At 46.7% G+C, this 13,988-nt stretch carries 13 protein-coding genes; 2 read left to right on the plus strand and 11 right to left on the minus strand.

The annotated features are described in order from the left end of the window. Nucleotide 1 precedes the first annotated feature (1 nt). A complete protein-coding gene (locus tag AN618_RS00215; RefSeq protein WP_066350589.1) occupies nt 2–1,453 on the minus strand; it encodes an IS200/IS605 family accessory protein TnpB-related protein in 1,452 nt (483 codons plus the stop codon). A gap of 261 nt (nt 1,454–1,714) precedes the next feature. On the opposite strand from AN618_RS00215, the gene AN618_RS00220 reads away from it, so the two are divergent. Together AN618_RS00220 and yfcE are read left to right on the plus strand one after the other, a co-directional pair. After that, nucleotides 1,715–3,052 carry a CCA tRNA nucleotidyltransferase gene (locus tag AN618_RS00220; RefSeq protein ID WP_066350592.1) on the plus strand — a complete coding sequence of 446 codons (1,338 nt, stop codon included), beginning with the start codon at nt 1,715–1,717 and terminating at the stop codon, nt 3,050–3,052. Continuing rightward, the gene (gene yfcE / locus AN618_RS00225) at nt 3,043–3,591 is read left to right on the plus strand and encodes a phosphodiesterase (RefSeq protein ID WP_066350594.1); all 549 of its coding nucleotides are present in this window, start codon (nt 3,043–3,045) and stop codon (nt 3,589–3,591) included. Before AN618_RS00220 ends, yfcE begins: the two co-directional genes overlap by 10 nt. Nucleotides 3,592–3,627: 36 nt before the next feature. Here the strand turns inward: yfcE and purD are convergent, their stop codons facing one another. From purD to purE, 10 genes are read right to left on the minus strand one after another with little or no spacing between them, the layout of a single operon-like run. Continuing rightward, nucleotides 3,628–4,899 carry a phosphoribosylamine--glycine ligase gene (gene purD / locus AN618_RS00230; RefSeq protein WP_066350596.1) on the minus strand — a complete coding sequence of 424 codons (1,272 nt, stop codon included), beginning with the start codon at nt 4,897–4,899 and terminating at the stop codon, nt 3,628–3,630. A gap of 15 nt (nt 4,900–4,914) precedes the next feature. Continuing rightward, nucleotides 4,915–6,471, minus strand: coding sequence for a bifunctional phosphoribosylaminoimidazolecarboxamide formyltransferase/IMP cyclohydrolase (gene purH, locus AN618_RS00235; protein ID WP_066350598.1), 1,557 nt, complete (start codon nt 6,469–6,471; stop codon nt 4,915–4,917). A gap of 13 nt (nt 6,472–6,484) precedes the next feature. Next, nucleotides 6,485–7,111, minus strand: coding sequence for a phosphoribosylglycinamide formyltransferase (gene purN, locus AN618_RS00240; RefSeq protein WP_083514961.1), 627 nt, complete (start codon nt 7,109–7,111; stop codon nt 6,485–6,487). After that, nucleotides 7,099–8,124 carry a phosphoribosylformylglycinamidine cyclo-ligase gene (gene purM, locus AN618_RS00245; RefSeq protein ID WP_066350978.1) on the minus strand — a complete coding sequence of 342 codons (1,026 nt, stop codon included), beginning with the start codon at nt 8,122–8,124 and terminating at the stop codon, nt 7,099–7,101. The genes purN and purM overlap by 13 nt, the downstream gene beginning before the upstream one ends. A 24-nt stretch (nt 8,125–8,148) precedes the next feature. Further along, nucleotides 8,149–9,588, minus strand: a complete 1,440-nt coding sequence (purF, locus tag AN618_RS00250) for an amidophosphoribosyltransferase (RefSeq protein WP_245628316.1) — start codon at nt 9,586–9,588, stop codon at nt 8,149–8,151. Continuing rightward, nucleotides 9,552–11,765, minus strand: coding sequence for a phosphoribosylformylglycinamidine synthase subunit PurL (gene purL / locus AN618_RS00255; RefSeq protein ID WP_066350601.1), 2,214 nt, complete (start codon nt 11,763–11,765; stop codon nt 9,552–9,554). Before purL ends, purF begins: the two co-directional genes overlap by 37 nt. Then, the gene (purQ, locus tag AN618_RS00260; RefSeq protein WP_066350603.1) at nt 11,743–12,468 is read right to left on the minus strand and encodes a phosphoribosylformylglycinamidine synthase subunit PurQ; all 726 of its coding nucleotides are present in this window, start codon (nt 12,466–12,468) and stop codon (nt 11,743–11,745) included. Before purQ ends, purL begins: the two co-directional genes overlap by 23 nt. Further along, nucleotides 12,465–12,716, minus strand: coding sequence for a phosphoribosylformylglycinamidine synthase subunit PurS (purS, locus tag AN618_RS00265; protein ID WP_066350605.1), 252 nt, complete (start codon nt 12,714–12,716; stop codon nt 12,465–12,467). The genes purQ and purS overlap by 4 nt, the downstream gene beginning before the upstream one ends. A 34-nt stretch (nt 12,717–12,750) precedes the next feature. After that, nucleotides 12,751–13,455: a phosphoribosylaminoimidazolesuccinocarboxamide synthase gene (gene purC / locus AN618_RS00270; protein WP_066350607.1), complete on the minus strand. Its 705-nt coding sequence runs from the start codon at nt 13,453–13,455 to the stop codon at nt 12,751–12,753. Next, a complete protein-coding gene (gene purE / locus AN618_RS00275) occupies nt 13,455–13,985 on the minus strand; it encodes a 5-(carboxyamino)imidazole ribonucleotide mutase (RefSeq protein ID WP_066350610.1) in 531 nt (176 codons plus the stop codon). Before purE ends, purC begins: the two co-directional genes overlap by 1 nt. Nucleotides 13,986–13,988: the final 3 nt, after the last annotated feature.

The following is a 13,988-nucleotide window of genomic DNA, read 5'->3' on the forward strand; positions in this document are numbered from 1 at the left end:
CTTACCCGGGTCTCCCCACTTGCCCTGAATGTAATACTCCCTTCAGGACAGAGACGTCCCTTAATACCCTCTCAGGGGAGAGTGGCGTCACCACCGCTACCTTGAGAACTCGCCAGAGATTGTGACCGCTGCCACAGGTACCAAGACTTGTTCCATCCAGAGGTCTTGGTCCCCTCCCTGGCTCACTCCCAAGGCTTTGTATCAGTTTTATTGCTTCGTCTATCTCCTTTAGTTGCCTTTTCTTTAGCTGTTTGTTCTTAACCGTTCTCTTTACGTGCTCTTTTAGTTCTTCCAATTCGTCAGCATCTAATTCTTTTAGAATTGCCATATACCCTTCGGGAATTTGCTCTTTTAACCCAAGCCCCCTTCTTGCTATGACATACGCTGCTGCAACGTCCTTGCTTATCATATACTGCGGTGCATACTTCAGCATCCCTATCACTGATGTGTAGGCAGGATTGACCTCTATGACTTGTATACCCTTCCTTTTCGCTAATACCTTGATTTTCTCCAGAAGCGACCTGTAGCTAAAGCTGTGCCTTATCCTCCTCGATTTCCTCCCCGAAAAGTCTCCTCTTTTCCCTTTTTCTCTTATATCCAATCTTTCGATTGCTATTGCTTTTTTCTTTTCTTCTGCTAGCCTTACTACTTCATGAGCATACCGCCATCTATAATATTCCCTCTTATTTGAATTGCCGCTTGTAAGTTCAGGCATCGGTACTCTGCCATAACTTGCAAGATTACCATTCTCGTCTGTTTCCGACCACGCTATGTGGTCCGGGTACGCGTTGATGTCTATGCCTACAATTCCACTTTCTTTTGTTATCGCAACTTCCGGGAAGTTTTCTTCAATCGTAAAGTAAGCATATACCTTGCCGTTTTTGAGTTTTAGCTCAACGGAATAAGGCTGTCCGCAAGTGCTTATTGCTTCCAGTAATTCCTCACGGCTCTTTCCTTTTTTCCATCCCGCTTGTATCCTTGCATATGCATACTTTCTTTCACCTACGTTTATCCTTAATCTAGTGCCGTATTCATCTATCTCGATTCTCGTATTCAGGTTCCCTTTCTTGCTCTTGTCCCCTCTCGAGTAGAGATTGCCTTTTCTTCTTTCTTGCCATTCATGTTGCAGCTTCTTATATGCATTTCCATTTATGTGTTGTTTCTTTAGCTTTTCAAACAAACTCCTGCCACCGAAAATAACTTTGCCTGGATTTTCGCCTCTTTCTTTACAAGACTCTAGAACGCTTTTTGCCTTCATTATCGCATCATCTACATACCTCGAATTTAAACTGAAAATCTCTTGCAGTTCTCTTTTGAGTTCATTTCTGCTTTTACCTTCTAAAAGTCTGTTATATGCGAATCTTGTGCAGGATGACCATCTTCTCATAATGTCTAATACTTCCTGCTTATCTTCGTTGCTGTCAAAACTCAGGCTAGCCTGAATTGTTATCATGCTTTTTCGCACCTCATTATCCGTTACTACCGCTATAAGGCCTCTTGCTAATGCCGTATATATCTTTTGTTTTTTGCATACTTAATAACGTCAATTGTCACCCAATCGAAATCATACCCATTTTGCATGACTATCTTCAACTGTTGGGAACCTCCCGTCTCAATTTATTATACCATATTGGTTTCTCCAAAGTAGGAATTTTGATATATTTTGTGTATAATATCCATTGTAAAGCATATCCTGCGAAGGTGAAAATTGACCATGGATCTAAACATAAGAATTCCATCTATCGTAAAAGAAATATGCCACAAATTTAAGTCCCGGGGCTACCAGGCTTTCATCGTCGGCGGTACCATAAGGGATGCATTGCTGCAAAGAGAAAACCCGGACTACGACATCGCTACCGACGCCATGCCGGAAGAAATTTTGTCTATATTCCCCCACGCTATTCCTTACGGCAACTTTGGCACAGTACTTCTTATGGTAGAAAGCATAAAAATAGAAATAACCCCTTTTCGAAACGACGCACCTGGTAGAAAGCCACGCTACTCTTTCGGAGGCACAATCTATACGGACCTTGCCCGCCGGGATTTTACGATAAATTCAATGGCTTACGACCCCATATCTTCGGAATTTATAGACCCTTTTGGGGGCCTTCAAGATTTGAAATCCAGGGTGATAAGATGCACAGGAAATACCAGGCGAATCTGGGAAGATCCGCTCAGGGCCTTGAGGGCAGCGCGGTTTCAGGCGCAATTGGGCTTTACAATAGAACCTTCCTCTCTTTACGCCCTTAAAGCCCATGCACATCTTTTAGACACGATTTCCCGCGAAAGGATAAGGGACGAGCTTTTGAAACTTATAACGTCCGATCACCCCTTCGACGGCCTGGTGACCCTGGTCGTAACCGGACTCATGAAGCACGTCATACCCGAACTGTTGGAAGGCATGGGAATGCATCACAACAACAAGCCAAACGATGTCCTCGAACATAACCTTCTTGCTTGCAAGTACGTAAAAAATTCCCCTCACCTTCGCCTCGCGGCTCTGCTCCACGATGTGGGGAAACCCCGGTGTGCCGTAGAAAAAGAAGGAATTCTGGAATTCCCGGGTCACCATACTAAGTCGCTGGAAATGGCAAAAGCCATATTGAAAAATCTGCGGTTTGACAACTATACCGTAAATAAAGTCCTTCTGCTTATTGAACATCACATGTTTATCTACGCGCCTGATACTCCTCTATCCGAAGCAAGAAGACTCATTTCAAAGGTGGGATGGGAAAACATATACGATTTAATCGAGCTTAGAAAAGCTGATCGCCTGGCCAGCGGCTTTGAGGAGGCCGTGGGCCCCGGACTGAAAAAACTTATTTCGGACCTTGAAGAATTGAAAAAAGAAAAATCCGATTACCAGATAAAGGACCTCGATATCTCCGGAAAAGACCTGATAGACGAGTTAGGAATCCCACCTGGTCCCTTAGTGGGCAGGCTTTTAAAAGTTCTTTTGGACAACGTCATAGAAAATCCCGAGCTAAACCGCAGGGAAATCCTGCTGGAAGTTGCAAAAAAGCATTTGGAAGGAGGCAGTTTATGCGAATAGGCATTATCAGCGATACCCACGGAAGTTCGACGGCTTTCAGAAAAGCTCTTGAAATTTTAGGCCAGTGCGATATCATACTCCACGCCGGAGATGTGCTGTACCACGGTCCCCGAAATCCCCTGCCGGAAGGTTATAATCCGAAAGAACTATCGGAAATTATAAATAGCGTCCAAACTCCGATGCTCATATCTGCCGGCAACTGCGATGCCCCTATCGATCAGATGCTCATTTCCGTTCCGCTTCTGTCGCCGTATTCGATGCTCTGCTTTGACGGTAAAAAGCTCCTTTTGACCCATGGCCATGATATGGAGGAAAAAGCTCTTGAAGAGCTTGCAATGAAGTGGAAGGTAGATATAGTGGTCACCGGTCACACGCACGTGAAGGATATAAAAATATTGCCGGGACTTTTACACGTAAATCCCGGATCGTGCTCGCTCCCCAAGGACGGCATTCCGTCGGTCGCATTGATAGATGGTAAAGAGGTCCATCTCATAGACCTGAATACAGGCCAATCCATAAAGTCAGCAAACCTCGACTGAAAAAGAAAAAGCCCCAAGCAGAGCAGAGATTCGCATTTAAGCTTGGGGCTTTATTACTTTTCCTATATCCTTCCTAAAGTGCATTCCTTCAAAGTAAATCTTCGACGCCGCCCTGTAAGCGTTGTCTCTTGCCTCTTCTTCGGTCTTACCCAAAGCGGTGACGCCCAGTACCCTTCCGCCCGCAGTTACCACTTTCCCGTCTTTTAAAGCCGTCCCGGCATGAAAAACGACGGCTCCTTCTTTTTCCGCGTCCTCTATTCCTGTTACTTCCTTTCCTTTTTCAAAAGCACCGGGATAGCCTCCTGACGCGAGGACTACGCAGACCGCCTTCTCCTTGCTCCATTCGATGTCGGCTTCGGAAAGCCTTCCCTCCAAAACCTTGATAATTATCTCCACAAGGTCGGTATTTAGCCTCGGCAAAACCGACTGGGTTTCGGGATCGCCAAAGCGGCAGTTAAACTCAAGAACCTTCGGCCCTTTCGAAGTCAGCATGAGGCCTGCATAAAGCACTCCTTTAAATGGAGCACCTTCCTTTTCCATGGCTTCAAGGGTCTTCTGGATTATATTTTTTCTCACGTATTCCGAAACATCATCTGTGTAATAGTATGCAGGTGAAACGGCCCCCATACCCCCCGTATTGGGGCCTTCATCCCCATCAAAAACCCTTTTGTAATCCCTGCTGCTCTCCATAATCTTTGCGGTTTTCCCATCGCAAAAAGCCATTACGGTAACTTCGCGGCCCTCTAGAAATTCTTCAATAACTATACGCCTGCCGGCCTTTCCGAAAACTCCATCCTTCATCATTGCCTTAATAGCATTTTTTGCTTCTTCCCTTGTCTTTGCCACCACGACCCCTTTTCCGGCCGCAAGGCCTTCTGCCTTAACCACAATGGGTATGTTAGAATTTTCTACATATCGGAGTGCCTTTTCATAATCGTCAAATACCTCATATTCAGCAGTGGGTATTCCGTATCTTTTCATGAGATTTTTCGCAAAAACCTTGCTCCCTTCGATTTGGGCTGCTGCTTTATTCGGTCCGAAAATCTTCAGCTTTCTTTTTTCGAACTCGTCAACAATGCCCTCCACCAGCGGCGCTTCAGGTCCCACTACAGTAAGGTCTATGCCTTCCTTTTCTGCAAAATCCGCAATTTTTTCGATATCTTCGGCTTTAATGTCCACGCATTCTGCAAGTTCCGAAATGCCTGCATTGCCGGGAGCTGAATATATCTTCTTTACGTAAGGACTCTGGGCTATCTTCCAGACAAGGGCGTGTTCTCTTCCCCCGCCACCAACTACAAGTACTTTCATAGACTTTCCTCCCTTTTAATGCCTGAAGTGCCTTATCCCTGTAAAGACCATGGCTATGCCTTTTTCATCGGCAGCCCTTATGGAGTCTTCATCGCGGACGGATCCGCCGGGCTGGATTATAGCGGTAATTCCAGCAGCCGCTGCGGTCTCTACAACGTCCGAAAATGGGAAGAAAGCGTCGGAGGCCAGCACTGCACCTTTTGCCTTATCCTTTGCCCATGCTATGCTTTGCTGGGTAGGCCATATTCTGTTTACCTGTCCCATCCCTATTCCGACAGTAACTTTATCTTTTGCAAGGACTATCGCATTGGATTTTACGTGCTTTACTACTTTCCAAGCAAATAGCAGATCCTTCATTTCCTCCGGGGTGGGAGCCCTTCTCGTCACCACTTTGAGGTCCTTTTCGTCGAAATCCTCCACATCTGGATCCTGCACTAAAATTCCGCCGCTTACCCTCTTTAAGTCCCATCGTGTATATTTTCTACCTTTCATCTCGACCTCGAGAAGTCTCAAGTTCTTTTTCGCTTTTAGTAATTCTAATGCATCCGGCTCGAATTCCGGCGCTATCACTATCTCTAGGAATATCTTAGAAAGTTCTTCTGCGGTTTTTATATCCACCGTTCGATTTAATGCTACTATCCCCCCGAAAATCGAAACCGGATCAGCTTCGTAGGCCTTTAATAATGCCTCGTGCAAATCCCTGCCGCACGCCACGGCACAAGGATTGGTGTGCTTTATAGCTACGGCACAGGGCTCGTCAAATTCCAACACCAGTGACAATGCCGCATCGGCATCGTTTATGTTGTTGAATGAAAGCTCTTTTCCCGAAAGCTTTCTTGCCCCGGCGATGGTGCCCGATATCTCCCCCATTTCCCTGTAAAAGGCCGCCTTCTGGTGAGGATTTTCGCCGTAGCGGAGGTCCTGGACCTTTTCAAATGTCAGTGTTAGGTTTTTAGGAAAGATATCTTTTTCCTGAGTTTCCTCTGCCAAAACAGTCCTTCTCAAATAATCGGAAATCATGGCATCGTAATGAGCAGTATGCTCGAAAACCTTGAGCGCGAGTCTCCTTCTCAGTTCCCTACTCACATCACCTTTACTTTTAAGCTCTTCCAGCACCACTTCGTAATCTTCAGGATCGCAGATCACTATCACGTTTTCATGATTTTTCGCTGCAGAGCGGAGCATTGCCGGGCCGCCGATGTCTATATTTTCAATAGCTTCTTCAAAGGTGACACCTGGTTTTTCGATGGTCTGTTTGAATGGATACAGGTTCACCGCCACAAGGTCAATCGGCTCTATGCCAAGCTCACTAATTTGTTTCATGTGAACTTTGTTTTCCCTCAGCGCCAGCAATCCGCCGTGAATTTTGGGGTGGAGGGTTTTAACCCTACCGTCCAAAATTTCCGGAAAACCTGTAACTTCCGATACGGGAATAACCTCTACGCCGCTTTCCGAAAGGAGCTTTGCGGTTCCTCCGGTAGAAATTATCTCGACCCCAAGTTCCTTCAATGCCTTTGCAAACTCTACGATGCCGGTTTTGTCGGAAACCGAAATCAAGGCCCGCCTGATCATATCGAATTCCTCCTTATTCTTTTATAAAAACCCGTCTTCCCACGACTTCCAACTTTTTTTCCGCAAAAAGCCTTATTGCTTCCGGAAGAAGTTCATGTTCCACTTCAAGCACCCTTTTTGCAAGAATCTCCGGAGTATCATCATCCTTTACTTCTACGGCCTTTTGTAAAATTATGGGACCTGTATCCGTCCCTTCGTCCACAAAGTGAACTGTTGCACCTGTAACTTTTACTCCGTACTCCAAAACCGCCTTATGCACGCGGAGTCCGTAATAACCTTTGCCGCAAAAGGCGGGTATGAGGGAAGGGTGGATGTTTATTATCCTGCCGGCAAAAGCCCTAACGAAGTGCGGCGAAAGCACTTTTATGTAACCCGCCAGTATAACGAGTTCCACCTTCGCTTCTTTTAGCTTTTTAATCATCGCCTCTTCGTATTCCATTTTCGAAAGGTATCTTTCCGGGCAAATTGCCACACTTTCGATATTGTTGTCCCTTGCCCTTTTTAGGGCGTAAGCATCTTCCCTGCTGGATATTACAATTTCAATGGAAGCATTTAACTTCCCAGCTTTTATGCTGTCGATTATCGCCTGAAGATTAGTGCCGCTTCCAGAAACTAGAACTCCAAGTTTCAAGGCCGGCAAAATACCACCCCGCCTTCGCCCTTTACGACTTTGCCGATAATCCAGGCTTTAAATCCCAAAGCCTTGGATAATTTCAAAGCTTCGTCCGCTTCTTCTTCGGGTATGACGATGGCAAAACCTATCCCCATGTTGAACGTCCGGTACATCTCGCGATCATCTACATTCCCCATTCTCTGAAGCATCGAAAATACCGGCGGGATATCCCAAGACCCCTCGTAAATTCTGAATTCCAGACCCTGAGGTAAAATTCGGGGCAGGTTTTCAAAAAATCCTCCGCCTGTTATATGGGCCATTCCGTGAATGCGAAGACTTAACAATTTTTTTACAGCTCCTACATAGATGCAGGTAGGGGTAAGAAGTTCTTCTCCCAAAGTCTTCCCGAATTCTTCTACATAGCTTTCTACGCTCAATTTGCCTATTTCGAAAAATATTTTCCTTGCCAGGGAATAACCGTTGCTGTGCAGTCCCGAGGAAGAAAGACCGATTACCACATCCCCTTCTTTTATTTTGGAACCATCCACAATCTTATCCTTGTCCACAATCCCTACTGCAAAACCTGCCAGGTCGTATTCGCTTTCTTCGTAAAATCCCGGCATTTCGGCGGTTTCACCGCCGACTAAGGCACAGTTTGCCATCTTGCAGCCTTTGGCCACTCCCTTTACTATTTCTTCTATCTTTTCCGGCACAATCCTTCCCGTAGCGATATAGTCCAGGAAAAAAAGCGGCTCGGCGCCGTGAACTGCTATATCGTTGACGCACATCGCCACACAGTCTATCCCCACCGTATCGTGTTTGTCCATCATGAAGGCTATCTTGAGCTTGGTCCCAACTCCGTCAGCACCCGACACCAAAACGGGATGGGTGTAATTTTTTAGATCTAGCTCAAAAAATCCGCCAAAGCCGCCTATATCACCAAGAACTCCTTTACGGTATGTGGAGCGCACATGGGATTTCATGAGCTCCACAGCCCTATTCCCTGCATCCACGTCAACGCCGGCATCCCGGTAGGTTATTTTCTCTTTCACAAAACATCTCCCCTAACATTTCTCGAAAAGATATTTTTTTCTTTCTCCCGGAACTTTCAAGGGATATTCCCCTGAAAAACAGGCGGTGCAAAACTTTTCACAGCTATAGCCAGTAGATTTTATGAGGCCATCCAGGCTTAAAAAGCCGAGGCTGTCTGCTCCGATATATTTTCTTATCTCTTCTACATTATGGGTTGCAGCGATCAATTCTTTTTGGGAAGAAGTATCTATTCCAAAATAGCAGGAGTGAGTTACTGGAGGTGAGCTAACCCTTACGTGAACTTCCTTTGCACCCGTATCCTTTAACATCTTTATTATCTGGCCGCTGGTCGTACCCCTCACTATTGAATCGTCTACCAGAACCAAGCGTTTTCCTTTCACCTCGGATTTTAGGGCATTTAGCTTCAGCATTACCCCCAAACTCCTCAGCTTCTGGCTCGGCTGGATAAAAGTCCTTCCTATATAGCGGTTCTTTATGAGTCCGAAGCCGAAGGGTATTCCCGACTGAGCCGAATACCCCATGGCTGCCACTGTTCCGGAATCCGGAACCCCCACCACCAGGTCTGCATCCGCCGGATGTTCCAAAGCTAAAATCCTGCCGCTTTCCCACCTTGCCCTGTAAACATTTATGCCATCTATAGTGCTGTCGGGCCTTGCAAAGTAAACGAATTCGAATATACAAAGGGAATTTTTCTCTTGACATTTGTACTTGACGCTTTTTATGCCGTGGCTGTTTATGACCACAATCTCGCCGGGTTCTACATCCCTTATGAACTCAGCTCCTATGGTGTCGAAAGCGCAGCTCTCGGAAGCAAGCACAAAAGAACCGTTGTACTTCCCAAGGCATAGGGGTCTAAAGCCATTCGGGTCCCTCACGCCGATCAGGCTGTTTTCTGTCATTATGACCAGAGCGTAAGCTCCTTTTATCCTATCCATACATCCTTTTATCGCTTCAACTATGTCTTTTGATGCCTCCCTCGCGATGAGAAATGCAATTATTTCGCTATCTACCGTTGTTTGAAATACGGCTCCGCTTTGTTCTAACTCGTACCTCAACTCATAGGCGTTTACCAGATTTCCGTTATGGGCGACAGCAAGATAGCCGTTTTTATATCTCACCACCAGAGGCTGGGCATTGCTTAAACTATTAGAACCGGTTGTGGAGTATCTCACGTGCCCGATGCCGATGTGCCCCGAGAGTCTATCGAGTACTCTTTCCGTAAATACTTCTGACACAAGGCCGAGGTCTTTATGGTAGTCGATACCGTTTCCAGAACTCACGGCAATGCCAGCGCTCTCCTGCCCCCGGTGCTGAAGGGCATAAAGGCCGTAATACAGGGTTCTACCAAGACTCGGGTCTTCCACATTGGAATATATCCCTATAACACCACACGCTTCTTTTAATTTTTCTTCCATCATTCTTCTACCTTTCGCTCCAAAGATTTGCTCCATATATCGGCCATCTCCTCGACGGAAAGCTCGATTTTCTTAAAGCCGCCTTTCGAATCTTTAACGTTAATCCTAAAATACTCCGGCACGACACGACCCAACACCATAGCTTTAACGCCCGTTTCATCTGCAAGCTCAATTAAAGCCGGAAGGTTTTCTTCTTTTAAACTGACTACTATCCTGGATTGCCCTTCTCCGAAAAGCAGCGCATCAGCTCTTATGTCAGACGTTATCTCCCCTTCAAAGCCAAGATTCCCGGTAATGCAGGATTCTGCTATCGCTACGGCAAGCCCTCCTTCCGACACATCGTGGGCTGAACTTAAAATTCCCTTTTTTATTGCCTTCAGGCAGCAAAGATGAAGCCGCTTTTCACGTTCCAAATCGACTCTGGGGGGTTTTCCACCCTGGATACCAAAAATCACCCTCAAATATTCCGAAGCGCCCATTTCATCGCTGTTTTCACCCAAAAGGACAACTATGTCTCCCGGATTTTTAAACGCCATGGTGCAGCGCTTTTTTACATCTTCCAAAAGCCCCACCATTCCTATAACCGGCGTGGGGAATATTACCCTGCTGCTACTTTCATTGTAAAAGCTAACGTTGCCGCTTACCACCGGAATCTCTAAGGCCTTCGCGGCTTCTGAAATTCCGTCTATGCATTTTTCAAACTGGTAATACACTTCAGGATTTTCCGGACTTCCGAAATTGAGGCAATCCGTTATGGCAAGGGGTTTTGCCCCCGTTACCACAAGATTCCTTGCCGCTTCGGCCACCGCCTGTTTCCCGCCTTCGTAAGGGTCGAGATAGCAGTAAAGCCCGTTGCAGTCGGTGGTGAGCGCTATCCCCTTTTTAGTACCCTTTATCCTCAAAACTGCCGCATCGGAACCCGGGGGAACCACAGTGTCGGTGCGGACAGTATGGTCGTACTGCTGGTAAACCCATGCTTTGCTCGCTATGTTGGGAGATGCCAAAAGCCTGAGAAGCACTTCGCTCAAATTTTCCGGAATTTCTATTTTTGAATAATCCAGATCCTGCACATCCATGTACACCGGCCTTTTGCCTTCACGCTTTATCACCGGCGCCCCTTCTGCCAGCGACTTTGCCGGAACCTCAGCCACTATTTTGCCGTTTTCCAGGACCCTGAGCATCCCGTCGCCAGTTACCTCGCCTATTTTCACGGCGTACAGGTCCCATTTTTCAAATATCCTCTTTACATCTTCCTCATGACCTTTTTCTACTATAATCAACATGCGCTCCTGGGATTCCGAAAGCATCACCTCGTAAGGAGTCATCCCTTTCTCGCGCCTGGGAACCAGCGCGACGTCCAGCTCTATCCCGGTACCCGCCCTTGCAGCGGTTTCGGAACACGCCGATGTAAGGCCGGCAGCCCCGAGGTCCTGAATTCCCACCACCCATTTTTCCTTTAAAAGCTCCAGGCACGCTTCAAGCAGCAGTTTTTCCATGAAGGGGTCCCCTACCTGCACCGAAGGCCTTTTTGATTCTGATTCTTCGGACAGCTCTTCGGATGCAAAGCTGGCCCCGTGAATTCCGTCCCTTCCAGTTGCAGCTCCAACGAGCATTACGGAATTTCCAACGCCTTGCGCTTTACCCTTTATTATATCGTCGTGGCGGATTATTCCGACGCACATGGCATTGACCAGAGGATTATCCTTGTACGCATCGTTAAAATAGGTTTCGCCACCCACTGTGGGTATCCCCATGCAGTTTCCGTAATCCGCTATCCCGGAAACCACTCCACTCAAGAGGTACTTAACCCTTGGATCATCCAGTTCCCCGAACCTCAGGGAATCCAAAAGCGCTATCGGCCTTGCCCCCATGGCAAAAATGTCGCGGATTATGCCCCCCACGCCGGTAGCCGCTCCCTGATAGGGCTCCACCGCGGATGGATGGTTATGGCTTTCTATCTTGAGCACCACCGCCAGGTTATCCCCTATATCGACGATACCCGCGTTCTCACCTGGCCCCTGGAGCACGTGAGGTGCTATTGTGGGAAATCTCTTCAAAAGCGGTTTTGAATTTTTGTAGCTGCAGTGTTCCGACCACATTACGCTGTACATTCCAAGCTCCACATCGTTAGGTTCACGTCCGAGCGTCTGGACTATAAGGTTGTACTCCTCGTCCGTAAGTCCCAGCTTTTTAGCTTCTTCTGCTTTTCCCAATTTTTACCCTCCCCTCGAGGTATTCTAAAATGGACATAAAAAGCCTCTTTCCATCGGTATTCCCCAGAATCTCTTCAGCGCAGCGCTCCGGATGGGGCATCATCCCGAGGACATTTCTTTCTTCGTTTAAGATCCCCGCTATGTTCTCCGCCGATCCGTTGGGATTCGCTTCGTCTGTAATATTGCCTTTTTCGTCAGAATAGTAAAATACGATTCTATCCTCTCTTTTTAGCCTCTCTATAGTATCGGCATCGGCGTAATAATTGCCCTCACCGTGGGCTATGGGCATTTTTACCACTTCTCCTGGCAGGTACATGTTCGTGAAAGGTGAATCGGCTGTACCCACTTTCAGGTATACGTCATGGCAGTGAAACTTGAGGTCTCTGTTTTTCATCATTGCCCCCGGAAGGAGTCCTGCCTCAAGGAGGATCTGAAATCCGTTACATATGCCGAGAATAAGCTTCCCCTTTTCGGCAGCTTTATAGACGCTGTCCATCGCCGGCGAGAACCTCGCGATGGCACCTGCCCTCAAATAATCGCCGTAGGAAAATCCCCCCGGCAGGATGATGAGATCAAAGTCCTCAGCAGAAAACCTTTCTTTGTGGAATACGTATTCTGTGGGCTGACCGAGGACGTCCTTCCATACATGAAAACAGTCCACATCGCAATTAGATCCGGGGAAAACTATTACGGCACACCTCATATACTTTCCTCCACCACTTCAAAGCTGAAATCTTCAAGAACCGGGTTTGCAAGAAGCTTTTCACACATCATCCTTACCTTAGCCTTTGCTTCTTCCAAGTTACCGGCTTTAAGTTTCACCTCTATCAATTTCCCAACCCGAACGTCCTCAGCTTCAAAGCCAAGATGATTCAAAGCGCCCTTTATTGCGGCTCCCTGCGGGTCGAGCACACCATTTTTGAACCTAACGCATATTTTTGCATTAAACATTGCAATTCCCCCAAAACTATTAATATTTTGATTTTCACGATTTAATTCGGCTCAGTATTTCTTTATACGCCTCTTCTACATTGCCGAGGTCTCTTCTGAAGCGGTCCTTGTCAAGCTTTTCCATGGTTTTTGCATCCCAGAAGCGGCACGTATCAGGAGAAATCTCATCAGCAACCAAAATTTCGCCTTTAAATCTCCCGAATTCCAGCTTGAAATCCACCAGGATTATATTTTTCTTGATGAGGAATTGGCTCAATATTTCATTTACTTTGAAGGAAGTTTCCTCAATGAAAGCTATCTCCTCTTTGGTGGCTAAATCCATTGCCAGTGCATGGTATGCGTTTATCATCGGATCGCCTAGTTCATCGCTTTTATAGCAAAATTCCAAGACCGGACTTTTTAGTTTCGTTCCCTCCTGAAGTCCGAGCCTTTTCGCCATGCTCCCCGCCGCCAAATTCCTCACTATTACTTCGAGCGGCAGTATCTTCACCGCTTTTACCAGCATCTCCCTATCGCTTAGAAGTCTTTCGAAATGGGTTTTAACGCCATTTTCTTCTAAAATCTCAAAGAAAACCGCAGAAATTTTGGTGTTAAGTTCACCTTTGCCCTTTATCGTCCCCCTTTTTTGCCCGTTGAACGCCGTAGCGTCATCTTTGAATTCCATTACGTAAAAATCCTCATCTTCTGTGCGGTAAACCCTTTTTGCCTTGCCTTCGTAAATCAATTCCAGCTTTTTCATTAATTGTTCACTTCCCTTTCCTTTAAATATTCCCTATACCCAATATTTTCCATTCTGGCTGCCTTCTCTTCCACTTCTTTTTTCATCTTTTCCTTGTATTCCGCAACCTTTTTCTTAATTTCGGGGTACTTTATGCCCAGAATCTCTGCAGCCAAAATCCCGGCATTTTTTGCATTGTTTATCGCCACCGTGGCCACCGGTACCCCCGGCGGCATCTGAACTATCGACAAAAGGGAGTCCATCCCCTCGAGTGACGACGTCTTTACCGGGACGCCTATTACCGGCAAAGGCGTAATCGATGCCACCATCCCGGGAAGATGAGCCGCCCCGCCCGCTCCGGCGATTATCACTTCTATGCCCCTTTTGTCGCAGTTTTTGGCATAATCAAACATTCTCTCGGGAGTCCGGTGGGCCGAAACTATCGTTAGTTCAAAATCGATGCCGAATTCCTCGAGAATCTTGGCTGCCTCCTGCATTACGGGCAAATCGGAATCGCTCCCCATGATTATGCCTACCAGCGGTTTTTCCATATC

The organism is Fervidicola ferrireducens, assembly GCF_001562425.1.
Lineage (GTDB): Bacteria > Bacillota > Thermosediminibacteria > Thermosediminibacterales > Thermosediminibacteraceae > Fervidicola > Fervidicola ferrireducens.